The sequence below is a fragment of the Marivirga tractuosa genome (assembly GCF_042140215.1).
Classification (GTDB): domain Bacteria; phylum Bacteroidota; class Bacteroidia; order Cytophagales; family Cyclobacteriaceae; genus Marivirga; species Marivirga tractuosa_A.
This window is the reverse complement of sequence record NZ_CP159478.1, coordinates 195,564-220,623: the sequence shown is the minus strand read 5'-3', so window position 1 is coordinate 220,623 and position 25,060 is coordinate 195,564. Positions and strand designations below refer to the sequence as shown.

The window sequence follows — 25,060 nt, the reverse complement described above, 5'->3', positions numbered from 1 at the left end:
CTTGAGGCAGATTTAGGAATATTTTTCTTCTAAATAATCAGACTTTGCTTTTCAACATCCTCAACTGAAAGAAATCCAGGCCACTCATTTATAAAATTTTCAGCTTTTCCCAGATTATTTGATTCAAATTTATTCGATGAAAATATTTTTTGAACAAGATTTAAAACTCCTTTTATTTGGATCTTTTTGACACTTGGATAGTCTAGTAAAAACTCATCAATTGAAATCCCCTTTTTTAAATGCCAAAACAGTGTTTTAACGGGAACTCTGGTACCGCTAAATACGTGCGGACCATTTTGTATAGCAGGGTTTATCTCAATATGTTGATTTAAATCTTCCATAATTAAATATACAAACTAAAAAGGCACATTCATAATTCATAATTTAATACCCCTCCACCATCTTCTCACTTTCTTCCCAAAGTCTATTTCTTGCGGCTTTGCTATTCGCAATGGGGGAAGCACTCTTCACTTTCATATTCTTAAAATATTTTCCGTTTTTATCTGCCGACAAATCATTAGTTGCCAAATAGATGGAGGTTGATGCACCTTCTCGAGTGGTTTTCATAAAGGGTTTTCCTAATTTCCACATCAATTTAAAGAAGCCTGGTAATGAATTTCCGAAACCTGAATCAATTATACCTGGGTGAAGTGCGTAAGAAGTTAAACCTTTATCTGCCAATGATTTTGTGAAAAGGATATTGTATAATTTAGCGTTTCCATATCCCATTATAGTGGAATACTTTTTCTTTAAATTCAAATCAGACCAATTAGGGTTTCCAGCTCTATGCGCTTCTGAGCTAACATTAATTACTTTGGTATTGCATTTTTGGAGCAATGGCATCAATATTTTGGCAAGTAAAAAGTGACCTAAATGATTTACTGCCAAATGTAATTCAAATCCATCTTTGCTTTCCAAACGCTCATTAAATGTGCCACCCGCATTATTAATTAACACATCCAGATTTTCTGTTTTCTGCAATAGTTCTTCACCTGCTTTTCTTACTGATTTTAGATCCGCTAAATCGCATTTTATAATGCTGACATTTTCTTTATTATTCCAATTGGCAATTATCTCCTGGGCTTTTTCCGTATTTCGGACTAAGAAAATTAAGTGATGTCCTTTTTTTAATAGTTCTTCCGAAGTAGCCAATCCAATTCCTGATGTAGCTCCTGTTATAGCGATGGTTTTTGTATTGCTCATAACAATACCCAACTTATTTTGAGAGAAATGGTTGAGGAAATTTTTATACTTTGTAGTTTCTATTCAACTTTTTCAAAATAATTATCTGGCCCATCATAAGGAGAGCTATTAAAAAACATATAATTTTCGGAAAAATATAGAGTTCCAAAAGTATTAGAAATAGGTTCTGCTGTTTCTAAATAAAAAACTTCTTACTTATTTTGAGAGAAATGGTTGAGGAAATTTTTATACTTTGTAGTTTCTATTCAACTTTTTCAAAATAATTATCTGGCCCATCATAAGGAGAGCTATTAAAAAACATATAATTTTCGGAAAAATATAGAGTTCCAAAAGTATTAGAAATAGGTTCTGCTGTTTCTAAATAAAAAACTTCTTCATAGTGCTCATTAAACTCCCAATATTGGGTTTGTTCGAGCTTTCCTTCACTAAACACTTTTATCGAATCTCCATCAAATTGTAATTCAAAGTATCCATCTTCTATTTTTGCCCATTCTTGACTTGTTGCCATAGAACAACAATAGATGTAGATTAATTTCCATTTTCCTTGAAGATGCTCTTTCGCAGTTTCTTTTGTCCAGTTAGCAGCTTCATGATTTTCGTAAAATTCTATATTATCGAAAGGAGGCTTTACTTCGTCTTCCTTACAAGAAAACAGTATCATAGCAATCAAAAAAAGAGGGATCGTATTTTTCATTATCTTATAACGTTTGGTTCATTTGTCTGTTATAGACACTTAATGCTAAAAAAAGGTTGATTTTGAAAAATTATACTTTCTAGAAAAAGGAGGGACACGGTAAGCGGTGTTATAAAAAATTAAAATCAATTATTAAGCTGATATCCGTCATGATTTTGATCTTTGCGGATCAGTAAATTAGTATTCTAAAAACAAAACCATGACAGATTTAGAAATAGCCAATAAAAGTAAGTTACAACCCATTCAACAAATTGCTGAAAATTTAGGACTCAATGTAGATGACCTTGAAATGTATGGTAAATACAAAGCTAAATTACCACTTGATCTGATTGATGAAGACAAGCTTAAGCAAAGCAATTTGATTTTAGTTTCAGCTATTTCACCAACTCCTGGAGGAGAAGGCAAAACCACCATGTCAATCGGTCTTTCAGAAGGCTTAAATCAGTTGGGAAAGAAGACCACAGTGGTTTTACGAGAGCCATCACTTGGGCCTGTTTTTGGAATGAAAGGAGGCGCAACCGGAGGAGGAAAATCACAAGTGCTGCCGATGGAAGATATTAACCTCCACTTTACAGGAGATTTCTCTGCTATCGAAAAAGCCAATAATTTGCTTTCGGCTATTATTGACAACAACCTTCAAAGCAAGACCAATTCATTGGGAATTGATCCACGGACAATTGCTTGGAAACGTGTCATGGATTTGAATGATCGTGCTTTGAGAAATATTGTAGTTGGACTGGGAGGCACAACCAATGGAATCCCAAGAGAAACGGGTTTCGATATTACGGCAGCTTCGGAAATCATGGCCATTCTTTGTCTTTCTTCTGATCTGATAGATTTGAAAAAGCGCTTAGGAAATATTTTTGTGGGCTATACTTTTGATAAAAAACCAATTTATGCCAGAGACTTGAAAGCAGAAGGCGCTATGACGGCTTTGCTTAAAGATGCCATCAAACCTAATTTGGTTCAAACTATTGAAGGTAATCCAGCTATTATTCATGGTGGTCCTTTTGCCAATATTGCTCAAGGAACCAATACGGTGATTGCCACCAAAATGGGAATGTCACTATCAGAATACACCGTAACTGAGGCAGGCTTTGGCTTTGATTTAGGGGGTGAAAAATTCTTAGATATTAAATGCCAAAGAGCTAATCTAAAGCCAAAAGTAGTGGTGCTCACCGCAACTATTCGGGCCTTAAAATACCATGGCGGAGCGGATTTGTCAGCGCTTAAAGAGCCGAATGTAGCACAATTAAAAAATGGATTTCCAAATCTGGAAAAGCATATAGAAAATGTGCAGAAATTTGGAATAACGCCTATTATTGCCATTAATAAATTCAATACAGATTCGGATGAAGAAATTGAAGCGGTGCTGGAATTTGCTCGTTTGAAAAATATACAAGCCGCTGCCACCAATGTTTGGGGAGAAGGAGGAAAAGGAGCCTTGGATTTGGCTCAATTAGTCATAGATTCTGTAGATGCTAAGCTATCTGATTTCAAACCCTTATATGATTGGAATAGCCCAGTATTGGATAAAATAAGCAAAATAGCTCAGGAAATTTATGGTGCTACAAGAGTTGAATATGCAGCCAAAGCAATTGCAGATTTAAAAAGAATTGAAAATTTGGGATTGAGCAATCTTCCAATTTGCATGGCAAAAACCGAAAAATCACTTTCTGATAATCAAAAGCTGTTAGGAAGACCAAAAGATTTTGTAATAACAGTTCGAGAAATAGAAATTGCCGCAGGTGCAGGATTTATTATACCTATAACCGGAACAATTATGCGAATGCCTGGCTTGCCAGCTCACCCCGCTTCTGAGCAAATTGATGTGAATGAGGAGGGTAGAATTACGGGGTTATTTTAGGTAGAGACGCAATGCATTGCGTCTCTACCTAAAATTAATTCTCTTTAGTTAATTCAAGCCCAGGATATTCACTTTTTAAGTCCATTATCTCAACTGGTTTATCTAATAAATATTTATCAAAAAAGCTGACTACAAAATCCGTAGTGATTGCATAAGCCTTTTCGGATTTTATGGAACCTGCTTCATTAACCACAGGTATGTTAATCATAAGCGGGACATCCATGAAATTCGAGTGACCCGAGTTCGGTATTGTTGCATTATAGAAATCGGAAAGAGTCCCATTGTGAAATATAAGCGCATTTAGATCAGGAAGGGTACTTGGCCATTCGGAGGCAAGGTAAGTAAATGGTTTTGTTAGCACTGTATCAATCATTGGACCCCACTGAACACCATCTATATTCATTCCTGCCTTTAGCCTGTTATCATCAAGAAGAAGCTTGACCAGCTGCTGCACCTCCTTGCGAATGGCCGAATGCACCAATTTTAGAAGTATCCATATGATTAGCTAAGAAAGAGGTTTTATTCCAATTATTGATTTCATCAATTACTGAACTGATATCATTACTCCATCGAAGGGTGATTTCAGCAGCTACATAATTACGAATAGCATTTTCAGACACTTTTAATTTTTCTTCAAAAGTAGTGGCCTTTTTATAGTTTTGTTTAAGATTCCATGCCATCTGGGCCATCTCTTCATTGATATTCTTCTTGTCCCAAGCTTTATCAAATAATTTAATTTCTCCATTTGGAAATAATGAACCCACACTTTCATAAGTATGATTAATGTTGAGTACGATATATCCATGACTGACTATTTCTTCTAATATGGAATAATAACCTGTTGCATTTGAATATTGTCCGTGTGAAAAAATAAGAACAGGAAATTTCCCATCTTCAACAGCAGGATTAACAAAAGTATTGGTGTTTACATGATCTAAATAATTAAAAATAGAGGTTGGTAAACCATATTTTACTGCAAAACCAATTCTTTCTGCTTGATTAAGAAATCCTTCCTTTTCTTCATTATTGATTTTGGCTGGATACCAGGCTTTAATCATCAATTCTCTTTTATCTCCTTTTTCCAGCGTAATCGGTTCATCCTGATTAGTAATTAAATGGATATCTTGAGCCCCCACTTTATACTTACCTGTTGTTTCAGGTAAATCAAAAACGGGTAAGAGGTAAGGCAAGATCCAACCTAAAAACAATAGGATAATTAATGCTAATCCGCTAATTGCTTTTCTAAACCAGCCCCCTTTAAAAAAGGAGTACTCTTTGGAAATGCACCATGCTAAAATCAGGATTGTTAAATAAGCAGGGATCATTTGCCATCTATAACCCTCTATGAGGAAATGTAAAACAAGCAAAGCTCCTATTATACTTAGCAATACCTTTTTATTCGAAGGAAATTTCTTAGTTGAAATGTAAAAAGGTAAAACCGTAATGGTGATCAATAAAATGATTTCTAAAATTCTCATATGTTCTAAATTTGTTTTAAAACAAATGAATTGATTAAATGGAGTAGTTCAAAAAAACAGTAATAGACAAACGATGGACAGTGACTTAATTTATTGATTACTAAATAGTTGAAAGAAAAATAATTAGGTCATCTTTTGAATTCATTTTCAGTTTTTTCCTTAATCGGTATCTCGCTTTATTAACACTTTCTGGTGTGATATTTAAAAGCATGCTAATTTCCTTAGAACTTAAGTTTAGTCTTAAGAAAGCACAAAGCTTTAGCTCATTCGCTGTAATGTCAGCAATGATTTTCTTAAGAGTTTGTCCAAAAGTTGGATAGATAGTCTCAAAGTTTGAGAAGAATGAAGGTAAATGATCGAATTTGTTTTCATCAGATTTTAGGATATGCTCCAAATCATTTTTCAAATTAATTTTAAGTTTCTGATTATTTGCAGTCAACTTTGAAAGTTTTCGCTTAGCATATTTACTTTCTATTTGCTTGTAGTTTTCCTGTTTTCTTTTCGTACGAAGAGCTCTTCTTTGGTGCGTTTTTAATCGAAAATAATATTGTAGGGCAACATATACAAAAACAAATAAAGCTATTGCACCCAAAAACAGTAGGGAGAAAACAAAGAAAAAATCAGTATCAACTTTATAATTCATTATTCATTTATAGTTAGTCACATTTCTCTTTTACTGGTCTATTTTCATTTCTTATTCTCCGAAATGGATATCATTCCTAAATGATCTGGAAATTGTCAGCCACTCTTCCCCTACTTTCACTTTATCTTTTTGGAAAGCACTTATTTTATTTTGATTAATTATAAAAGAACGATGGATTTGAGTGAAGTTTTCGGGCAATTGTTCAAGAATAGCTTTCAATGTCATTTTGCTGATTAGCGGTTTATCATCTTCCAATACAAAACTGAGATAATCTCCTTTAGATTCTATATACATAATCTTATCTAACTGAATTTTTTGTTGTTGACGATCGATGGAAATAAATATATGATTTGACCTTAGGTTTGCTTCAGTGTTTTTGGTATCTAACTCATTTACTGATTTCAGAAATCGCTCAAATGAAATGGGCTTGAGCAGATAGTCCAATGCTTTTACCTCAAAAGCTTCCACTGCATATTTTCGATGTGCTGTTATAAAAATCACTTTGGGCTGAATATTATAGCTTTTAATAAATGTCAACCCGTCCAGACCAGGCATTTCGATATCTATAAATAATAAATCAACAGTGTTTTTCTGTAAGAAATCTCGTACTTCCCAAGCATTGGTGAAAATACCTTTCAAATCTAGAAAGGGAACTTTAGCAACATAATCGCTGATTAATTCACGTGCTAAAGGTTCATCATCCGCTATGATACATTTCCAGGTTTTCAAATCATTTTCATTTTAAAGGAATAGTGATTTCAATTTTAAATGTTTTTTCCTCTACAGTCTTTTTCAAGTCGTAATTTTCTTTATAAATATAATCTAATTGACTTTCAATATTTTTGAGTCCAATTGCTTTTGGATTATGTTCACTTTGAATAAAATTATTAGAAAAAAAGATTTTTAATTTATCATCAGTTTCATGGATTGAATAAATGACAGATAATTTTTCTGTATTGTTTTTACCACCATGCTTAAAGCAATTTTCCATTAAAGTAATCAAGATAAGTGGAGGAACTTTAATAAATTTTGGACTTTGAACTTGAATGGTTTTTTCAATTATCAATCTATCACCGAAGCGAAAACTTTCCACATAAATATAGTCTTCTAAGGTGTTGATTTCATCAGATAAACTAATCAGATCATTTTTGCTGTTTTCCAGTATATATTCGAGCAAAGTGCTTAGCCTTAAAATTAATTCGGGCGCTTTATCCGACTTCTTCAAGGAAAGGGCATACAAATTATTCATTGTATTGAATAAAAAATGAGGATTCAACTGACTTTTCAAAAAGCGAAGCTCGGCTTCTGCCATATTTTTGAGGGCTTCATTCTTTTCATTTTCAGTTTTTCTCCATTTCTCAATACTGCTGATAGCCACAAAAAGAAAAACAATTAAAAATAAAACGGTATTTAAAATGGCAATATCTCGCGTGGCAGGGGGCATCATTTTGAACTGGTAATCTGCAATCACTATTAAAACCACGGTATTGATAAGAATTGTTAAAAAAATGGCTGAAATAATCAAGTAAACCACATAGAGAATAAACCTCAGCTTTTTGCCTTTCAGTAAAAATGTTGGAATTAAATAATCTGAAATTAGATAAGCCGCAGCAATAATAATTGGCATATATATTAAGCCTAAAAGCAGTGCTTCCAACCAATTGTTATCATAACTGAGCAGGAAAGAGCAGAGCACAAAGGAAAGAAGCCAAAAAATAATATGGTAGAAATATTTCTGTTTCATCAAAAAGTAAATTTAAGCATCTTCAGATAAGATGCATTTTTTATCGACCAATTACTGTTTAAGGTAGGCAGAATACAAAATTTACCTTACAGTACTGCATTTATGTTTTCTATCTGTAAAAAAATGCCAACCATCGATAATTAAAAATTTTTAACGGAAAAGGTAATACCATTGCATATCACCAAAAAACAAAAAGTATGAACTTTATTGAATTTCACATTGAGGGAGGTATAGAATTTATGTCCGTTCTTTTCCTTTTGTTGTTAGGAGTAATTGTAACATCAGTTTTAACTTTTAAAAATAGAGCCGACAATATTAAAGCTAATAAATGGCTGAAAATATCTCAAGACATAGCATTGTTTGCCTTGGTACTTGGCATTTTAGGCCAGTTGGTTGGGCTTTTAGCTGCATTTCAAGCCCTAGAAGAAATGGGAGAAGTTTCTCAAGGCATTTTAGCAGGGGGATTAAAAATTTCTTCTTATACCACAGTCTATGGAATATTTATTTTTCTACTCGCTAAGCTGTTTAAAATTATATTTCAGTTCACTCAAAAATAAGCCGTTTAAGATTAATAAATAATTTGTCTCATGAATTATTGAACATTTTAAACTTTAAGCACGCATTAATTTGCGTGCTTTTTTTGTTTCCATTTCTCCAAAACACCCCTCCTTTTAGCCTCTAAAACCATAGTAATCTTTAAGAAATAAATTCCTAACAAGGGTAACAAAAACAAGCATTGTTGATATAAGGGTGATTGCAATCAAAACCGAAGAGAGGAATCTCTTCATTAAATAAATTTTTCACCCAATAAATTCAACAATTATGAAAACTTACATTTTACTTTTCATTGCCCTATTATTTGCCACATCGGGCACAGCGCAATTAGTGGTTACCCCTTCGGCACCCGTATCAGGCTATACACAATCACACTGGAATGTTGATAGTGATTTAAATGATGACTATATAGTGGTAACCTACGGAAATGAGAATGCCCCTATGTCTGTGAGCTCTGGCTCCCCAGGTACTTTTATGACTATTTTCGATAACCTTGGTTCACCATTAGTTCAGGATATTCCTGTTTTTAATCTTGGATCAAGTGTAAGTATAGTTAAGATTAGTTCAGATAACAAGATCTATGTTCTGGGATTCCAAGATTATGATGCTCATACAAAACTTGTCCTAAAGAGATATAATACTTCTGGAATTCAGACAGGTCTGAAGATTGTAGATCACTTCCATAGTGATCCAGCTATAGATTTAGCGGTAACGGAGGAGATGGATGTGTTGGTATCTCGCTTTGATAATGATAAACTAAAGATAGAGAGCTTTAATACTAGCCTTTCTTACAAAGGTGAAATTGCGGTGGATTATGTGACAAGCATTCATCCCGCTTATAATCTTAGAGCACATTCAATGGATTACAACGATGGTTATATTTTAATCGGCTATTCAAAAGGTATATCCTCTAGCAATTTGGCAGATATAAAAAAGTATAATTACAATGCTGCTTCACCTGCTAATTCAACTGTCACCAATAGCTACTCCTTTTATGGCGGATTCAAAAGGATGAGCTTAGCGGTAAACAATTCACATCAGGTGGCTTTAAGGGAAAACGGTGATGTTTTCTATGTAAATGGGCTTTCAGGGGTCAAAAAAATCTCAGGAAATAGCACGGCAACACTAAGTCCAAAGACAATAGCAAAAGTCAATGTTGATGCTAATGATAAATTACTTCTTTCTTGGACTAGTAATTCGAGAGCCTTTGCCAGATTGTATGACGCCAACAATAGTTTGGTTCGTAATTATCAAGAGGATGGAAACATAAATGGTTCTTGGGCTCCTGCTTTTAACAATTGCCAATTTATTATTGCGGGAGACAAAAGCAATCAAGGCACCAATATGCACACTATCAGAAAACCTTATTATCAGGTCTTCAATTGTTCTGAATGTGAAATAGGAAGTAGCTCTACAGCTGCAGCAGAATTCAGATATCCAAACCAAATGTTGGAGTTAAATTCAATGTATGGACCGATTGAGGTGGCTGAATTATGCTTGGTAGATGACCTATTGGTAGATGGAACAGCAAGTTGCAATGAGGATCGTTATTTTGTTGGCCTTTCCGAATTTGATCTTATGAATTGGACAGATATTAATGTACTACATTCTGCATGGGTAAGTTATGGTCAGGCTCCTAATGATATTGATATTACTGACTTTTTACCACAAGGCTATCAATTGCGACCTAACAAAGTTTATAAATTCAGATTGGCAGTAGGGCCAGACTGGGATGCAGTGGATATTTTCTTCAAAGTGGCATGCTGTGAAAGAGAAATTATAGGAGTAGATGATGACATAATTGAAATTGCACGTGAACCCATCGATTTGAATGGAAATATTAATCAGGAAGATCCAGACGAACTTACTGTAGATATATTCCCTAATCCCGCCAAAGACTATGTAATGCTTGACTTTTCAAAAGAAGAAATGTTGAGTGAGGTCTCTATAAGTATCACTAATTTTTCAGGTAAGGAAGTATATAATTCTAGATCAAAAGAAGAAAAATTGAAGGTTGATATTACCTCTTGGGACAAAGGTGTTTACATTTGCAACATTAACCTCAATGGAAGGAAGACCATAAAAAGAATTGTAAAGGAATAGCCATTTATTTTTAAACCACGAGAGCAATATTCTCGTGGTTTTTAATTCGCACTTTATCGCTATTTGCTTAGGTTGGTAAATTCTTTACCATATCATTTCTTACTAAATAACAATCCCTGTCATTAGGCTAACAAATTAATCTTGCAGAAGAAAGGGTTCTCTACTATCTCTCCTCACCTACAGAATACGCCCGTTTAAGCAGCCTTATAACTCACTAACAGTATTTAAGACTTTAGCTATATCATGAAAAATGCTTAACTTGATAGCTTCTAAAGTTATATCAATTATACTATACACAATCACACACACATGAAATTCTTATTAACACTCATCTTTACATTTCTAATCATAGTTAGTTGTACAGATCAAAAACCAGAAACATCCACAAAATATGTTGCAATTGAGGGAATAGACTCAACCCGAAATCCGGGGGATAATTTCTTCCAATACGTTAATGGAATTTGGTACGATTCTGCCACTATTCCCGAAACCCAAGCAGGAGTTGGTGCTTATCGTTTTATGAATTATCCACAAAGATTACGACTTCAAAACCTATTGGATAGCGTATCTCAGCTGAATAATGCTAAAGGAAGAATAGAACAAAAAGTAGGTGATTTTTATGCTTCGGGAATGGATACCGCAACCATCAATAAAAAAGGGTATCAACCGATTCAACCCATACTCTCTAAAATTGAAGCTATAAATAATGTCCCGGCTTTGATGAGTTATGTAGCTTCGCAAGCAAAGCAGCAGAATAATTCTATCATAGGTTTTTATGTTGGGCCAGATGACAGAAACAGTAAACTCAATATTGCCCATGCTTATCAAACTGGAATAGGTCTTCCTAACAGAGATTATTACTTCGAAGACAATTCATCTACTGTAGGAATACAAAAAGCATATAAAAAATATCTGACTAAGCTATTTGAACTAAGCGGAAAGGATGTTGAACAAGCCGAGAAAAATGCTGAAACCATTTATGAAATTGAAAAGCAAATAGCAGAATCACATAGAACCCGAGTAGAGCTTAGGGATGTGAAAGCCAATTACAATAAATTTTCAGTTGAAGATTTAAATGAAATGCACCCCAATATTGGCTGGAGCCAATTGCTTAAAGAAATGGGTGCCGAGACAGATTCTGTAGATGTGGGGCAACCCGATTACTATGAAAAACTGAATGAGCTGTTGACTAGCATTCCCTTAGAAGATTGGAAGCTTTATCTAAAGGCCACCACTATGAGGAATTATGCAGACAATTTAAGTAAGGATTTTGTAGATGCTGAATTTGCTTATACTAAAGTAATTTCTGGCCAATCTGTGCAAAAAACAAGAGGAGAAAAAATGGCGAGTTCTGTGGATAATATGCTAGGTGAAGCTTTAGGGCAATTATATGTAAAAAAGTATTTTCCTGAATCCGCTAAAGAACGAATGCTGGAATTATTGGAAAATGCTCAGAAGGCTTATGCGAACCGAATAGATCAATTAGAATGGATGACGGATAGCACAAAAGTGAAAGCAAAGGAAAAATTATTCTCCATCACTAAAAAAATTGGTTACCCAGATGAATGGAGAGATTATAGTAATGTAGAAATTGTTTCTAATGATTATTTCGCTAATATACTTTCAGCCTCAAAAGCTGAATATGACTATAATTTAGCCAAACTTGGTCAGCCAGTAGATAAAAAAGAGTGGTACACCACACCTTCGACTGTAACCGCTTATTATAATCCTTCCGCAAATGAAATTGTGTTTCCAGCTGGAATTTTGCAGCCACCTTATTTTGATTATGCAGCCGATGATGCTTTAAATTATGGAGGAATTGGTATGGTGATAGGGCATGAACTCACCCATTCATTTGATGATCAAGGTGCGCAATTTGATAAGGATGGTAATGTAAATAACTGGTGGACCAAGTCCGATTATGATGAGTTTAATGCCAGGACGCAAGCTGTGGTAGATCTCTACAATACTTTTACCGTATTGGATACTTTGCACATTAATGGCGCCATGACGGTAGGCGAAAATACTGCTGACTTAAGTGGTTTAGCCGTGGCATATGATGCCTTTAAGATGACGAAGCAAGGACAAGATACCACCAAAATAGATGGCTTTACCCCAGACCAGCGATTTTTTATGTCACTAGCAAAAATTTGGAGGGTAAAAATGAAAGAGGAATATCTTCGCTTATGGATCAAAACCAATTCACATTCACCACCCATGTGGCGAGTGAATGGTCCATTGATGAATATCCCAGCTTTTTATAAGGCTTTTGACATTCAACCGGAAGATAAAATGTTTTTACCTGAGGAGGAAAGAGTAGCGGTTTGGTAAAATAACTTTAGAGGTGCAGGGGCTTAATTCTAGTCCTTGCGCATTTTTTCTATTTCAAAATTTTCTAAGATCAACAAAATGGTGAATGTTGAAGACTTCATAAACCAACTGAAAAATGAGCAAAGAGAGATTATGTTTTATTTTCATGAGCTACTAGCGCACCAATTAGAACTAGAAGATAAAATCAGGTTTAAAATTCCCTTTTATTACCACAAGTCCTGGATTTGTTATTTAAACCCGATAAAAAATAATGCTGTTGAACTCGCTTTTTTATTGGGTAAAGAATTATCAAACCATCAAGGTTTATTGGAAGCAAAAGGCAGGAAGCAAGTAGCTGGAATCACTTTTTCAAATGAGGAGGAAATCCCTAAGGATCAGGTTTATGAAATTATTCAGGAAGCCTTAATGCTTGATGAAATGAAATATAATCAACGAATGAGAAAAGTGTGTTAAACTTTTGAAGTAAGTTATAAGTAGGGTGAAAGCAAGCCTTGTAAAAACTAATATTACTAATCTGTGTTTTTAACAAATGAGACGATCTACTCTAATCTTTAATGTTTTTGCAATCATGACATCCATACTAATTTCAGGATGTGAAAGAACGGTGGAGGAGAATGAACTCAATGAAATTGTGAAACACGACCCGAATATCGATACTTCTGTAAGTTATTTAGCGCTAGGAGACTCCTACACTTTCGGACAGGGCGTATCAGTAAGCGACCGTTGGCCCGTGCAATTAAGCCAGCAAATTGAACAAGAGACATCATTAGGCGTGAGGGTGGAAATAATTGCCCAATCAGGCTGGACTACAAGCGATCTGATAAGAGCAATAGAATCATATCAAGTAGATTCAGCTGAATACAATTTAGTATCGCTTTTAATTGGAGTGAATAATCAATATCAGGACAGGCCATTTTCTTTGTATGAATCTGAATTTGACTCTCTTCTACAAACCGCGATTGAAATTGCAGGTGGTAAGGCAAATGTCTTTGTAGTTTCCATTCCGGATTATGGCGTAACTCCTATTGGAAGCACTAATAGTGAAACAATAGCCAGGGAAATAGACCAATATAACGATTATGCCAAATCAGTCTGCAGGGATGCCGACATCCCTTTTATTGATATTACTTCCATATCCCGTGAGCTAGGTGCTTCTTCTGGAGCGTTAGCTAGCGATAATTTGCACCCCAGTGGCTATCAGTATTCCCTTTGGACAGATAGGATTTTACAAAAAGTATTGGAATTGATAGAAGACTGAATCGTAGTGAAACTTCAATGGTATTATGAATCGCTAATCACCAATTTTTAAACCTGTAAGCGCATTAAATATACTTTTTTTTATTTAAAAGCTGAGCAGTTACCTTTTTGAAAAATTGGTTAGTATATTCAAATCATGAAAAATGTTTTACCAATTCTTCTACTTCCATTCCTCTTTTTTGCTTGTAATAATTCCCAATATTCTGAATGCAATGAAATGATGGCAGTCTGCTCGAATAGCAATGAACCCTATTGTCTTTTTGGGTTTGATTTCACCAATAACAAAAAGAGCGAAACTAATAAAAACGCAATTCTCATTAGTTACAGCTTTCAAACGAAAGGGCAAAAAGTGAGCACGCATACTGAAGATAGCCTTATATCTTTATCCTTCAGTCAACTTATACCATGTTCGCAACAATCAATAGAAAGGGCTTTTAGAGCCTATGAAGGAGTTACTAATTTAAAATTTGTAAAGAAACAAAATGAGTTGGATAGTGACATTAAATTCTTTGTTGCTGATATGGGAGATAAAAGGGCTGCTGTTTCTTTTCCTAATTTTGAATCAGGTCGATGTGAAAAAATAAGTGGTAATATTATTATAAACTCGAGAGTAAACGGGCATTCTTGTGAATCATTTTACGTTTTCATGTTGCATGAAATAGGACATGCTTTAGGCTTAGGACATGTCCGATCAGATAATATTATGAATCCTGATACTTATAAGAAACATAACAAAATACAGCAAGGAGATAGTGTGGGTCTTATTAAAATATATGGAAGAAAATTAGAGAAAGAAATTGCTTTGTAATTTTAAAAATGCATTTAATGTGGTTGGATTCCACTAATACCTCATTTTTACTGATTAATATTTGCTAGCCTTTCCGCTTTCCGAAAAAATCATATAGCTTAATAGGTTATTATTACTATTTGAATAGTTTTGTAAATTATTTTGAAAATACCCAAAGTAGAAGTCTAACAGAACAATAAAACCCTATGCAAAAAATCTTACTCCTTTTATGTATTATCTTTTTATCCTTAGAGATAAAAGCGCAGGACGGTAAATATTATGATCCTGATGATGATGACCGACCTAAATTTTATTTAGGGCTTGGTACTGGGATTAATAGTTTTACTGGGCTTGCAGGAATTTCTGGCAATTACATCATTGATAAAACACTTTTTGTACAAGGTGGCCTTGGGTTAAGCACCTGGGGAATCAGAACTTCTATTGGGCTACGTTATGATCAATCTTATAGGCACGGCTTTACTTACGGCATTAATTTGACAAGATCTTCAGGCATAGAGGATATAGATATGGAGTTTGATTCAGGTAATGGTTCACCGAATACAGTGAATATGCGAATGGAAAGTGTCGGCACCCTTAATTTAAAAGCGGGCTATAATTGGTGGTTTGGGAAATATAATACCCTAAACATAAATATTGGTTATGCGGTGGCTTTGAAAAACCAGCCTTGGCAAGTAAAAGATGGTTCAACTTTATCGCAATTCGAAAAACAAGTATTGCAATTAGTTTCACCAGGAGGACTCATTCTTGAAGCAGGGCTTACTTTTGGTATTCAGTGATGATTTTTGGAGAGGTGTATGACTCCACTAAAAACATGAATTAATAATTGAGATGGAGTTTTTAGAGTTTTTCAAACCTAATTTAGACTTATTGGCTATTGCTACTATTATAGCTATAGGGTATGGTATTTATCATTATTTTGAGTGCAGAAAAATTGATGATCAAATTCAAAAAAATTATAGATTTCAATTCAAATAATTTCCCATTCTCAAATTTTTACAGAATACCATATATTTTGTAGTTGGTTAGTATCTAGAGGTCAAGTTTTATTTAATAATGCAGTTAATAATCCAGACATAATAAGAAATATTCCAGTAAAAGATCTAAAACCTGATACTATTAAAGATTTGATAGCTGAGGTTTATATATTAAAGTCGAAAAGTATAATTCCAGAGATCATTGACTTTGAGTTTGATCAGACCAAAGGGAAGCAATTTGATTCTAAGGATTTGGCGGATACTTTTCCGGGGCTTTGGTAAAAGTATATATTCATTATGGAGGATTAAATAATATTACTTTGGAGTCTATTTCTAAAGCAGTTCTGTCTAGTTTACTAATTGTCGATTATATAAAGTTGAATGATATTGAGGAGATTGAAGGATGTATAATGACTTTTGAGCATATTTTGTTATACTGATATTTTTAGTAGTTTTGATGCTTCATCATTCATTTATAACAATAAACCTCTTCTTTATATGAAAATCAGATTTACAGCTTATTTATTAATATTATCTTATGTATTTTTTACTGGATGCGGCAACTCTGATGAATCCGGGCTCGAATTTATGGGAGGGCAAAGCCGTCCAATTGAGGCTGATTTTTCCGTTACGGAAACATTGTTGCCGGAAGATCAATCTCTAAAGTTCTCAGATGAGTCTACAGGTCGCCCTACTAAATGGGAATGGAGCTTTGAAGGGGGAACTCCCAGCACCTCAAAAGAAGAAAACCCGAGAGTTACTTTTAATAATGCAGGAACTTTTACAGTCAGTTTAACTGTAAAAAACAGCCGATATTCAGATGAGGTAATTAAAGAAGAATTAATAACAGTTTATGAACCAGCGAAGGCTAATTTTTCTGTTTCAAAAGAATCTGTTTTGAAAGGTAGTTCCGTCTCTTTTGAAGATAAATCTTCTGGTAATCCGTATCAGTGGGAATGGGTTTTTGAAGGGGGGAATCCAAATACATCAACCGATCAAAACCCTGTTGTGACTTATGAAACGGTAGGGACTTATAGGGCAACATTGACTGCTTCAAATGAGAATAGTTCTGATAAAATTATAAAAGAAAATTTAATCACTGTTTTTGATAAATTAGAAGCCGGATTTACTGCATCTGAGACGGTCGTTGCAGAAGGAAGTTCAATATCGTTTACTGATAATTCAACACTAGATCCAGATAAGTGGGAATGGGTTTTTGAAGGAGGGGATCCTAATACTTCAAACCAAGAAAACCCTACTGTAGTTTATCATAACCCTGGTATCTATTCAGTTACACTTACAGCTTCAAATGACCAAACTTCCAATCAAATTGTTGAAGAAGATTTCATAACTGTTCTCGAAAAAGTTGAAGCTGGTTTTTCAGCTTCTGAAACATCAATTGTTGAAGGTAATTCGATAACTTTTACAGATGAGTCCCTTAACAATCCAGATAGTTGGGAATGGGTTTTTGAAGGGGGGAATCCAAATACATCAACTGATCAAAACCCCACTGTTTTGTTTGAAACTCCAGGAGTATATAACGTTAGTTTAATAGCTTCAAATGCAACCAGTTCCGACACGGAAGAAAAACAGAATTTTGTAACGGTTAAAGAGGAAGTAATAGCACTTTTTGATAGGGCAGACTCCATAATTGACGAAGGAGAGCAAATTCAATTTACAGATATTTCGGAAGGTGATCCTACTACTAGAGAATGGAGTTTCGAGGGAGGTATTCCTGCAATATCAACTGACCCTTCTCCTTCTGTTCAATTTAATTCTCCAGGAGTTTATGAAGTATCACTTACGGTTACAAGGACATCTGATTCTGAAACTGATATATTAACCAAGGAAATAGTGGTGCTTCCTACAGGTGGTTTAGTAGCATTCTATCCATTTGATGGTGATGCGGTTGATAATAGTGGCAATGGATTTGATGGCATGTTAAATAATGGGGTTACTCTAGCAGAGGATAGAAATGGACAAGAAAATAACTCTTTTACTTTTGATGGTCAGGATGATTATATTAGAACATCAGATCAGATAGATAATAATTTGAATGCCGGAGCTTCTTTTTCTTCTTGGATATATATAGCTGAAGGAGGGAATGCATCCAGAATACTTTCTAACTACAATGGTACAGGTGCGCCTGGAAATTGTATTGAGCGAATAGGATTTGTTTTTGGAGTGACTTCCTCAAACCAAGTAAATGTTTTTTATGCAGTGGATGGTGATGATTATGACGGCAGGGTCACTTCAACGAATAGTTTGGAAGTTGGTAAGTGGTATAATGTGGTAGCTACCTGGGAAGGAGCATTCAATCCTGCAAGCTTTAAACTTTATATTGATGGTGTTCAAAGTGACGTTTCTAATCTAGTTTCTGGTAATAATGATTGTGGTGGATTTTTGGAATCAGATGAAGATTTCTTAATAGGAATAGGTCGCTGTGAAGTAGGCTTTTGTGCGCCTTTTAAGGGCAGCATAGATGAAGTTAGGATTTACAATAGGGCACTCAGTTTAAATGAGATCGAAGCTCTTTCCAAAAACTGATATAGTAGATATAAAAAATTGAAACTTTTATAGTTTAATGACTTCAGCCTAATGGTAAGCTGAAGTCATTAAACTTAATTGGCGTAATTAGATTTTTACTTTTCTTCCAGAACCTCCTTCACCCTCCCCACTTCACCAGTCTCCAGCATCACTTTTATGCCATGCGGATGAAATGAGGATTTCGTCAAAAGCTTCTTAACAAATCCATTGGTCGGATGATTGCTTCGCTGACTCTCCTTTGAACAATCTCTACTTCCAAGCCAATTTTTATATCGTTTCTGTTTTTCCGTCTGAAGTGTTTCAAGCACTTAATTCTATTAACTGGAGAAGTTTAGATGATTCTACTCTTAGAAACCTAAGTAATTGAAAGTTAGTCCAGGTGTCCTAGCTCCAGAGGTTTTATCTTAAAGATGCAGTAGCAGAAAACTAACAAACTACTGTGTAATAACATAACAATGATATTTGCCTTGAGGTACCAAGTCTTAATTTAAGGAGTAAAGTCGATTCATTTCCGGCTTAAATCACAGAAACACATACCTATTTATGGGTATTTTTATGTGCAATTTGGTGTTAGCTGTAATGTTTATAATTATTATACCTATATTCATAAAATTTAAAACCAAAACCTGCAATTTCCTAATCGACAAATAGTATGCTTTTGGTTTTTACTAGTTTGACTCTCAAAGGAGGAATAAACCCCTCTTTTGTGATGAAACAGATATATTAAGGATTAACTAAAAACCAAAACAATGAGAAAAACTTACCGATACAAAAACCTGCAATTTCCTGTTCAGGATGAAACCGAAGTTACATTTGAAGTTGAATTTATTTCAGATGGGAATACTGGCCAAACAGTAGTGAATGTTCCAGGGCCAAATGACAAGGAACTAGAAAACTCTGATAAAAAAGTTATAGGGAAGGGAAAAGAACTTCGAGACGGCTTTACTATTTGCTTTTCAGACATTGCAAATTTAGTCCCAGAAGAAGATGAAATCAAAATTAATTATAAAATCAATGATACAACAATAGTTCAACATGTAAATCAGAAAACCGAAGAAGAAAGACCTATAATCGTTTTAGCAATTAAATTTCCGCAGCCATGAAATATAGTTTAACATTATTTTTGTCTATGATATTATCAATATCATTGGCACAAGAAAAACTAAATAAAATACAGGCTCCCACTTCACCCGCAGCTAGTATATTAGGCTTACAGCCTACGGCAGTATTAATCCCTAAATCATATCAAGCTTTAGAAACGGCACTATATTCCAATTTTATAGGAGAAAATGGTGGCGCTTTAATTCCTAATGATTTTTCTCTGGAATTTACACCTTACTGGGCCAAAAATCATGCTTTAACTGTTGATGAATACTTATATCCCAAAAGTGTGACAGATCAGATCATTAGGAACTCTTCTTTTTCAATAGCTTCAACACAAAATTACCAATTAAATGATAGCACGGTATCGAGTGGGCTTGCATTTGGATATAGGAATACGATCTACTTTGGAAATAAAAAGGATAGAGAAAAAGTGCAGGAATATTTATCAGGTTTAAATTATAAACAAAGAATTTCAGCATTAATTGGAGCAGTGGCAACTGAACTTATAATAAATGAAAAAGTGGCAAACCAATCTGAGTTTTTAGCAAATATAAAGGAGACAGTATTAAAGGCAATTAATACATACGCTTCAAACCTAAGCACGGAAGAGAAGTCTATCTTGATAAATGAAATAATGAAAGAAGCAGCTTTGTTATCTTTTGACATAAATAGTCCGGATGCTTTTCTAGACCAGTTTTACAATCTTATAGATTCTAAACTAGGCTCTAAACAAACATTTGAAAAATTTAAGAATTACATAAAAAACAGACAGGGATGGTCAGTTGACTTGGCCTATGCTGGTTTTGTGAATTTCCCAACAAACAACTTCAGTTTTTCTTATGTACCTCGCCAGTCATTTTGGATAACGCCTACATACCTTTTCAAAGATGATTTGAATTTCTTTAAAATTATGGGAGTAGTTAGGTATGAATGGTATAATTTTGATTTTTACAAAAGATACTTTGCAGAATCAAAGATCTACGAAAATAATTTTGATTATGGTTTAGCAGTCGCTTTTGAATTTGAAAAATTCTCAATTAAGCTTGAGGCAGTAGGTAGAAATAGTGAAACAGAAATCCCTTCAGGTACAGATGCTCAAGGAAACGAATTGTTCAGGCGTGATGAAAGCTCGGATTTTCAGTGTTTAGGCTCCTTTAATTATAATTTATCGGATCAAATTATTTTGTCATATAATATTGGAAATAGATTTGAACCTATTTTAAATTCTGAAAGTACCCTTGTATCTGTACTTACTTTAAACCTGGGTTTTGGTACACCAACAGAGAAAACATTAAAACTTACGGATTAAATGATGGATCATAATTAGACATTTTTCATGAAGATTCCTTAGGATAGAAATATTGGTTAATAATAACATTTAAAAGTTGAATAGCGCTTAATTCGATTGGCAGCACTATTAAGTCATGCGGATGAAGTGAGGATTTGCTCAAAAGCATTTTCTAACACTCCTTGGTCCAAGCGGAAGCTGGAATCAGAGAGAGCGTGATGGCAATAGCTTGTAATAGCACAAGGGGACGCTTGTGCTATTACAGGCTAATCCTCCTCAATTATTTCTTTCACCCTCCCCACTTCACCAGTCTCCAGCATCACTTTTATCCCATGCGGATGAAATGAAGATTTGGTCAAAATCTTTTTAACAAATCCATTGGTCAGATCACCGCTTCGCTGATCTTGTTTCTGGACAATTTCTACTTCCTGACCAATTTTAATATTGTTTCTGTTTTTTCCGTCTGACATAGCTTTTTAAGTTGAATTATAAATGTAATGGATTTTTAGCTAAGTAGATTAAACATCTAATTTTTGGGGTATAAATGCGTTAGAAATCTTCTTCGAGCCACACACAGGCTAGGTAGAATACCGAAGAACGAAAAGAAGGCAAGCTATGTGACGGTAAATTGAGCAGAAAAAACCAACATGATCTGCACAATTTACTTTGATAAATGAAATCAGCACATTTAATAACTTGCTTTCCGAATTTGTTGGAAATAGTGGAAAAAAGTACTTTCAACAAAAACACATGATAACATCTTAAATTGATATGAAATTTGAGACTAAGTTCTATTAGACAGGAGTAATTGAACTTAATATTCCCCCTCCTTACAGATAAGCTTTAATTGAAAATAATGTCAATTATATAAATATTATTTATTAAATTTAAAAACTAAATTAGAGGAAACCCATGAAAAATAGCATTATACTAATCATTGCTTTAGCCCTGTTTCTGCAAAACAATTTGTTTTCACAACAAGCGATAAATGCGTCAGGAGGTAACCTTATGGGCGAAGGTGGAAGCATAGCGTTTTCAGTAGGTCAGTTAACTACTGCCCCGATGTCGTCAGAAGAGGGTTCGGTCACGCCCGGAGTGCTAAGTTCGGTGACGCTTAGTGTACTGAGTACAACACCTGAGGTGGCCAATATTTTGATTTTCCCTAATCCTACCAATAGTAAGATTCAAATAAACTTTGGAGAGTCAGCACTAGGTCAAAATACCCAGTATCGACTTTTTGACGCAAACGGACGCGCAGTCAAGAGCGGTAAACTTGAACATGACAAAACAGAAATCAACCTTTTAAACCTCCCCTCAAGTCTCTATTTTCTTCATATCCTAGATCAAAGTAGAGTTCTCAAGACTATCAAAATTGTAAAAGAAAACTAACTATGAAAAAGTATCTAATCTTAATGGTTACCTTTCTAATCACAGAGGTAAGTTGGGCACAGAGTCCCGAAATGTTAAGCTATCAAGCGGTTGTCAGAAACCCTGCAGGTGAGCTTGTTTCTGATCAAGAAGTGTCAGTAAGATTTAGTGTACTAGCTGGATCGGAAAATGGTACGGCCATTTACACAGAAACGCAAACACCTAGCACAAATTCAAACGGACTTATAAGTCTTCAGATAGGAGACGGCCTAAGTACGGATGATTTCTCGGCTATAGACTGGAGCCAAGGCAGTTATTTTCTGAAAACGGAGGTGGATCCTAGCGGAGGTAATAATTATACAATATCTGGAACCTCTTCTCTTGTAAGTGTTCCTTTTGCCTTGTATGCAAAGTCGTCAGGAAGTTCCATACCAGGTCCTCAAGGTGAGCAAGGCCCGCAAGGTGAAACTGGTCCACAAGGAGCCATAGGAATGCAAGGCGAAGTCGGCCCTCAGGGTGAGCAAGGACCACAGGGAGAAACAGGACCGCAAGGCCCTGCTGGCACCATCAACGATTTGGGAGCCACTGATGGTGACTTTATCACATATGACGGAACTAATTGGGTTGCTATAGATCTGATTTCAGGCTTATCAGTTTCTTCGACCGGAGGGAATCAGGCTTCCAATAATATGCAACCTTACTTGACACTTAACTATGTGATAGCCTTGCAGGGAGTATTTCCTTCAAGGAGTGGACTCGATCCTTTTCTTGCAGAAGTGATGATATTTGCAGGAAATTTTGCTCCGAGGGGATGGGCATTTTGTAACGGGCAGCTGCTGCCAATTAGTAGCTATAGTGCTGTTTTTAGCTTGGTTGGGACTACCTATGGTGGGGATGGCCGCACCACCTTTGCTTTACCAGACCTGCGGGGAAGAGCTCCAATCCATTTCGGATCAGGTCCTGGCTTATCCAGTAAAACATTGGGCCAAAAAGGAGGACAAGAAACAACAACCCTTACCACAAACCAGATGCCTAGCCACACCCATAACATTACGTATTCAGCAAATTGAGATTAAGAAAAGTTAAAATTTTCCAACTGATGGAGATTCTAGTCTTCATCAGTTTTTTTCGTCCCATTTATACGGTCAAAAGGAGAGTTCTTCCAACTATGGAAACATAGGAATGGTTAAGGCGAAAGAAATTTCTGATTTGCAAAGACCTATCACCATAGCGATCATCGATGATGGTTTTTCGCTATCACACGAAAGTTTGCAATCGTTTATTTATACGAACCAAGGCGAAATACCCCAAAATGGCATAGACGATGACGGAAATGGTTTTATAGATGATGTTAAGGGTTGGGACATGGCGGATGCAGACGGAGATGTTGCAGTTATAGCAGGAAGGGAACGTCTTTTTTATCACGGAACCTATATTGCAAGTATCATTGCGGGCGTGATTGAGGAGCATTATGGAGAGCGCGCCCATGAGCAGGTTAAAATCTTGCCAATAAAGGCTATTTCTGATTATGCGGCCAATACGAATGTAACAGCAGGCTACAAAGCCTTGAATTACGCCTATAGGATGGGTGCGGAGATTATTTGCCTGGCATGGAATGGCGGAAGACCTAATGCCGAAGAAAAAGAGCTGATCGCTAAAACGTCCAATGGCGGCAGTTTCATTGTGGCTTCTGCAGGAAATTTCTACAGTAAAGAAGTAGGACAGCCCGCTGCGGAGCCCACGGTTTTTGCTGTATCAGGCACCACTCAAGAAGGTAGAAAATCTCCTTATTCCAATTATGGAATAGAGGTAGACCTAAGTGCTCCCTCAGACAGTATTTCAGGAGCCCACCCTATAAAGGATAATGCCTACATCAAGGATTCAGGTACTTCAGCCTCCGCTGCAATAGTGTCGGCCATAGCCGCCATTTTGAAGACTAAAGATCCTGGCCTTAGCCCCGCGGAACTTAAGGAGGTGCTTCAGAATTCAAGCTTAGCTCACCGAAGTCTAGCTTCAAAACACCAAGGTAAAATGGGAGCCGGCCAAGTCTCTTTAAAAAGCGCATTGCATTATCTTAAAGAGAGAAAAAATGATAGCTTGACCTCCTTAAGGCCTAGAGGATTCCTTTTATTTGATGGCACATCTGAATCGAGACAACAAATAAAGCCTAAAGGTAGCTATTCTGGGTTTATCTTATCGCCAGAAAACTCCTCCATATCCAAAAGAAACAAAGCTGCACTGAACATCATATTGGCAGATACTGTGTGGAAGCAGACTAAGTTAACAGATTGGCATAAGGATATTTATGTGCCCGGAAGTTCCTTTTCTCTAGCGGTGGATGTGAACGCCTTCAAAAGAAAGGATCGGCTTAAGGTGAAGTATCAGGGTCATCCTATTGACTCGTCCAGTATTTATTGCACAGGAACCCAATACATCTATTCTGATGAAAACATCCTAGAGGATGGCAGCTCCGAAAATAATTATACGAATGAAAGCACTTGTCGATGGGTGATTGAAGCACCAGTTGGCAAGCGAATTAAATTCATGTTCAGTAAAATGGATACCGAAGCAAATGTTGATTTTGTTCATTTGGTGGATGGCAGAACGGCTATCCCTGAGAATTATATTGCCAAATTCAGTGGCCAAAACATACCCCCAGAGGTTACCTCACGAACCAACGTAGCGCTGTTATGGTTTTTGTCTGACGATAAAAATGTAGGTGATGGATGGGAAGTAAAGTTTGAATTTGTGGACTGATGAATTGTTTCCTTAATCCATAGATAATGAACTTATGGTCTTTATATGCAAAAAACAAGAATGGCCAAGATGTCTTCTGAATTTGCCATTATAAGTTCGAGAATTTATGATTTATTTGGAAAGAACAGGTATTTGTTTGAATCACTATTTCTACATACATAACAGCGTATGCTTGAATCAGAGCATACTCGAACTAAGTGTAAAGTGAAGCTATTTGCAATATTGCAAAGCATGCACCACTGGTTTTTATCTAAATCCTTTCTAGTCCTCCTTTTAATTCGTACTGATATTTTTTTTCCGCTAAACTATCATTTCAACATATTACAAATGCTTGAAAAT

23 protein-coding genes and 1 pseudogene are annotated in these 25,060 nt (G+C 35.5%); 14 read left to right on the top strand and 10 right to left on the bottom strand.

Translation table 11 applies throughout. The annotated features are described in order from the left end of the window. Window positions 1–29: 29 nt before the first annotated feature. The 3 genes from ABWH96_RS00925 to ABWH96_RS00915 form a co-directional block, all read right to left on the bottom strand. The gene (locus tag ABWH96_RS00925) at window positions 30–341 is read right to left on the bottom strand and encodes a DUF433 domain-containing protein (protein WP_375579670.1); all 312 of its coding nucleotides are present in this window, start codon (window positions 339–341) and stop codon (window positions 30–32) included. A gap of 43 nt (window positions 342–384) precedes the next feature. Beyond that, the gene (locus tag ABWH96_RS00920) at window positions 385–1,203 is read right to left on the bottom strand and encodes an SDR family oxidoreductase (RefSeq protein WP_375579669.1); all 819 of its coding nucleotides are present in this window, start codon (window positions 1,201–1,203) and stop codon (window positions 385–387) included. A 241-nt stretch (window positions 1,204–1,444) separates the two neighbouring features. Further along, window positions 1,445–1,897: a hypothetical protein gene (locus ABWH96_RS00915; protein WP_375579668.1), complete on the bottom strand. Its 453-nt coding sequence runs from the start codon at window positions 1,895–1,897 to the stop codon at window positions 1,445–1,447. Between the two features lie 199 nt (window positions 1,898–2,096). Between ABWH96_RS00915 and ABWH96_RS00910 the strand changes: the two genes are divergently transcribed. Beyond that, window positions 2,097–3,764, top strand: a complete 1,668-nt coding sequence (locus ABWH96_RS00910) for a formate--tetrahydrofolate ligase (RefSeq protein WP_375579667.1) — start codon at window positions 2,097–2,099, stop codon at window positions 3,762–3,764. A gap of 34 nt (window positions 3,765–3,798) precedes the next feature. Here the strand turns inward: ABWH96_RS00910 and ABWH96_RS00905 are convergent, their stop codons facing one another. From ABWH96_RS00905 to ABWH96_RS00885, 5 genes are all read right to left on the bottom strand, one after another. Then, a complete protein-coding gene (locus tag ABWH96_RS00905) occupies window positions 3,799–4,137 on the bottom strand; it encodes a hypothetical protein (RefSeq protein WP_375579666.1) in 339 nt (112 codons plus the stop codon). Between the two features lie 52 nt (window positions 4,138–4,189). Next, a complete protein-coding gene (locus ABWH96_RS00900) occupies window positions 4,190–5,242 on the bottom strand; it encodes a hypothetical protein (protein WP_375579665.1) in 1,053 nt (350 codons plus the stop codon). Between the two features lie 100 nt (window positions 5,243–5,342). Next, window positions 5,343–5,885, bottom strand: coding sequence for a helix-turn-helix transcriptional regulator (locus ABWH96_RS00895; protein WP_375579664.1), 543 nt, complete (start codon window positions 5,883–5,885; stop codon window positions 5,343–5,345). Between the two features lie 51 nt (window positions 5,886–5,936). Beyond that, window positions 5,937–6,614: a LytR/AlgR family response regulator transcription factor gene (locus tag ABWH96_RS00890; RefSeq protein WP_375579663.1), complete on the bottom strand. Its 678-nt coding sequence runs from the start codon at window positions 6,612–6,614 to the stop codon at window positions 5,937–5,939. A gap of 7 nt (window positions 6,615–6,621) precedes the next feature. Beyond that, window positions 6,622–7,629: a sensor histidine kinase gene (locus ABWH96_RS00885; protein WP_375579662.1), complete on the bottom strand. Its 1,008-nt coding sequence runs from the start codon at window positions 7,627–7,629 to the stop codon at window positions 6,622–6,624. Between the two features lie 197 nt (window positions 7,630–7,826). Between ABWH96_RS00885 and ABWH96_RS00880 the strand changes: the two genes are divergently transcribed. From ABWH96_RS00880 to ABWH96_RS00845, 8 genes are all read left to right on the top strand, one after another. Beyond that, window positions 7,827–8,186 carry a MotA/TolQ/ExbB proton channel family protein gene (locus ABWH96_RS00880; RefSeq protein ID WP_375579661.1) on the top strand — a complete coding sequence of 120 codons (360 nt, stop codon included), beginning with the start codon at window positions 7,827–7,829 and terminating at the stop codon, window positions 8,184–8,186. Window positions 8,187–8,451: 265 nt separating this feature from the next. Further along, entirely contained in the window at window positions 8,452–10,287 is a 1,836-nt protein-coding gene (locus tag ABWH96_RS00875; RefSeq protein ID WP_375579660.1) for a T9SS type A sorting domain-containing protein, read from the top strand. Window positions 10,288–10,596: 309 nt separating this feature from the next. Next, window positions 10,597–12,618: a M13 family metallopeptidase gene (locus ABWH96_RS00870; protein WP_375579659.1), complete on the top strand. Its 2,022-nt coding sequence runs from the start codon at window positions 10,597–10,599 to the stop codon at window positions 12,616–12,618. Window positions 12,619–12,696: 78 nt separating this feature from the next. Continuing rightward, window positions 12,697–13,071 carry a DUF1801 domain-containing protein gene (locus ABWH96_RS00865; RefSeq protein WP_375579658.1) on the top strand — a complete coding sequence of 125 codons (375 nt, stop codon included), beginning with the start codon at window positions 12,697–12,699 and terminating at the stop codon, window positions 13,069–13,071. A gap of 115 nt (window positions 13,072–13,186) precedes the next feature. Further along, window positions 13,187–13,876, top strand: coding sequence for an SGNH/GDSL hydrolase family protein (locus ABWH96_RS00860; protein ID WP_375579657.1), 690 nt, complete (start codon window positions 13,187–13,189; stop codon window positions 13,874–13,876). 135 nt (window positions 13,877–14,011) lie between these two features. Beyond that, window positions 14,012–14,683 carry a matrixin family metalloprotease gene (locus tag ABWH96_RS00855; RefSeq protein ID WP_375579656.1) on the top strand — a complete coding sequence of 224 codons (672 nt, stop codon included), beginning with the start codon at window positions 14,012–14,014 and terminating at the stop codon, window positions 14,681–14,683. Between the two features lie 185 nt (window positions 14,684–14,868). Next, on the top strand, window positions 14,869–15,459 hold the full coding sequence (locus tag ABWH96_RS00850) for a hypothetical protein (protein ID WP_375579655.1): 591 nt from the start codon (window positions 14,869–14,871) through the stop codon (window positions 15,457–15,459). Between the two features lie 696 nt (window positions 15,460–16,155). Next, complete coding sequence (locus tag ABWH96_RS00845; protein ID WP_375579654.1) at window positions 16,156–18,204, top strand: PKD domain-containing protein; 2,049 nt, start codon at window positions 16,156–16,158, stop codon at window positions 18,202–18,204. A 95-nt stretch (window positions 18,205–18,299) separates the two neighbouring features. Here the strand turns inward: ABWH96_RS00845 and ABWH96_RS00840 are convergent. Further along, window positions 18,300–18,508, bottom strand: a pseudogene (locus ABWH96_RS00840) (YwbE family protein). A 445-nt stretch (window positions 18,509–18,953) separates the two neighbouring features. On the opposite strand from ABWH96_RS00840, the gene ABWH96_RS00835 reads away from it, so the two are divergent. Both ABWH96_RS00835 and ABWH96_RS00830 read left to right on the top strand, forming a co-directional pair. Further along, window positions 18,954–19,307, top strand: a complete 354-nt coding sequence (locus ABWH96_RS00835; protein WP_375579653.1) for a hypothetical protein — start codon at window positions 18,954–18,956, stop codon at window positions 19,305–19,307. Further along, on the top strand, window positions 19,304–20,617 hold the full coding sequence (locus ABWH96_RS00830) for a hypothetical protein (protein WP_375579652.1): 1,314 nt from the start codon (window positions 19,304–19,306) through the stop codon (window positions 20,615–20,617). The genes ABWH96_RS00835 and ABWH96_RS00830 overlap by 4 nt, the downstream gene beginning before the upstream one ends. A gap of 245 nt (window positions 20,618–20,862) precedes the next feature. Here the strand turns inward: ABWH96_RS00830 and ABWH96_RS00825 are convergent, their stop codons facing one another. Then, window positions 20,863–21,066, bottom strand: a complete 204-nt coding sequence (locus ABWH96_RS00825; RefSeq protein ID WP_375579651.1) for a YwbE family protein — start codon at window positions 21,064–21,066, stop codon at window positions 20,863–20,865. Window positions 21,067–21,508: 442 nt separating this feature from the next. Between ABWH96_RS00825 and ABWH96_RS00820 the strand changes: the two genes are divergently transcribed. The 3 genes from ABWH96_RS00820 (at window position 21,509) to ABWH96_RS00810 (ending at window position 24,721) form a co-directional block, all read left to right on the top strand. Beyond that, window positions 21,509–21,985 (top strand): T9SS type A sorting domain-containing protein, encoded by a 477-nt coding sequence (locus ABWH96_RS00820; RefSeq protein ID WP_375579650.1) that lies wholly within the window; start codon window positions 21,509–21,511, stop codon window positions 21,983–21,985. Between the two features lie 2 nt (window positions 21,986–21,987). Next, window positions 21,988–23,034: a tail fiber protein gene (locus ABWH96_RS00815; RefSeq protein WP_375579649.1), complete on the top strand. Its 1,047-nt coding sequence runs from the start codon at window positions 21,988–21,990 to the stop codon at window positions 23,032–23,034. Window positions 23,035–23,146: 112 nt separating this feature from the next. Next, entirely contained in the window at window positions 23,147–24,721 is a 1,575-nt protein-coding gene (locus ABWH96_RS00810; RefSeq protein WP_375579648.1) for a S8 family serine peptidase, read from the top strand. The last annotated feature ends 339 nt before the right edge of the window (window positions 24,722–25,060 follow it).

Excerpts from the sequence above, each read along its gene's own strand:
- ABWH96_RS00925 (WP_375579670.1), bottom strand. The coding sequence starts at position 341 with ATGGAAGATTTAAATCAACATATTGAGATAAACCCTGCTATACAAAAT.
- ABWH96_RS00920 (WP_375579669.1), bottom strand. The coding sequence starts at position 1,203 with ATGAGCAATACAAAAACCATCGCTATAACAGGAGCTACATCAGGAATT.
- ABWH96_RS00915 (WP_375579668.1), bottom strand. The coding sequence starts at position 1,897 with ATGAAAAATACGATCCCTCTTTTTTTGATTGCTATGATACTGTTTTCT.
- ABWH96_RS00910 (WP_375579667.1), top strand. The coding sequence starts at position 2,097 with ATGACAGATTTAGAAATAGCCAATAAAAGTAAGTTACAACCCATTCAA.
- ABWH96_RS00905 (WP_375579666.1), bottom strand. The coding sequence starts at position 4,137 with ATGATTGATACAGTGCTAACAAAACCATTTACTTACCTTGCCTCCGAA.
- ABWH96_RS00900 (WP_375579665.1), bottom strand. The coding sequence starts at position 5,242 with ATGAGAATTTTAGAAATCATTTTATTGATCACCATTACGGTTTTACCT.
- ABWH96_RS00895 (WP_375579664.1), bottom strand. The coding sequence starts at position 5,885 with ATGAATTATAAAGTTGATACTGATTTTTTCTTTGTTTTCTCCCTACTG.
- ABWH96_RS00885 (WP_375579662.1), bottom strand. The coding sequence starts at position 7,629 with ATGAAACAGAAATATTTCTACCATATTATTTTTTGGCTTCTTTCCTTT.
- ABWH96_RS00880 (WP_375579661.1), top strand. The coding sequence starts at position 7,827 with ATGAACTTTATTGAATTTCACATTGAGGGAGGTATAGAATTTATGTCC.
- ABWH96_RS00875 (WP_375579660.1), top strand. The coding sequence starts at position 8,452 with ATGAAAACTTACATTTTACTTTTCATTGCCCTATTATTTGCCACATCG.
- ABWH96_RS00870 (WP_375579659.1), top strand. The coding sequence starts at position 10,597 with ATGAAATTCTTATTAACACTCATCTTTACATTTCTAATCATAGTTAGT.
- ABWH96_RS00865 (WP_375579658.1), top strand. The coding sequence starts at position 12,697 with ATGGTGAATGTTGAAGACTTCATAAACCAACTGAAAAATGAGCAAAGA.
- ABWH96_RS00860 (WP_375579657.1), top strand. The coding sequence starts at position 13,187 with ATGACATCCATACTAATTTCAGGATGTGAAAGAACGGTGGAGGAGAAT.
- ABWH96_RS00855 (WP_375579656.1), top strand. The coding sequence starts at position 14,012 with ATGAAAAATGTTTTACCAATTCTTCTACTTCCATTCCTCTTTTTTGCT.
- ABWH96_RS00850 (WP_375579655.1), top strand. The coding sequence starts at position 14,869 with ATGCAAAAAATCTTACTCCTTTTATGTATTATCTTTTTATCCTTAGAG.
- ABWH96_RS00845 (WP_375579654.1), top strand. The coding sequence starts at position 16,156 with ATGAAAATCAGATTTACAGCTTATTTATTAATATTATCTTATGTATTT.
- ABWH96_RS00835 (WP_375579653.1), top strand. The coding sequence starts at position 18,954 with ATGAGAAAAACTTACCGATACAAAAACCTGCAATTTCCTGTTCAGGAT.
- ABWH96_RS00830 (WP_375579652.1), top strand. The coding sequence starts at position 19,304 with ATGAAATATAGTTTAACATTATTTTTGTCTATGATATTATCAATATCA.
- ABWH96_RS00825 (WP_375579651.1), bottom strand. The coding sequence starts at position 21,066 with ATGTCAGACGGAAAAAACAGAAACAATATTAAAATTGGTCAGGAAGTA.
- ABWH96_RS00820 (WP_375579650.1), top strand. The coding sequence starts at position 21,509 with ATGAAAAATAGCATTATACTAATCATTGCTTTAGCCCTGTTTCTGCAA.
- ABWH96_RS00815 (WP_375579649.1), top strand. The coding sequence starts at position 21,988 with ATGAAAAAGTATCTAATCTTAATGGTTACCTTTCTAATCACAGAGGTA.
- ABWH96_RS00810 (WP_375579648.1), top strand. The coding sequence starts at position 23,147 with ATGGTTAAGGCGAAAGAAATTTCTGATTTGCAAAGACCTATCACCATA.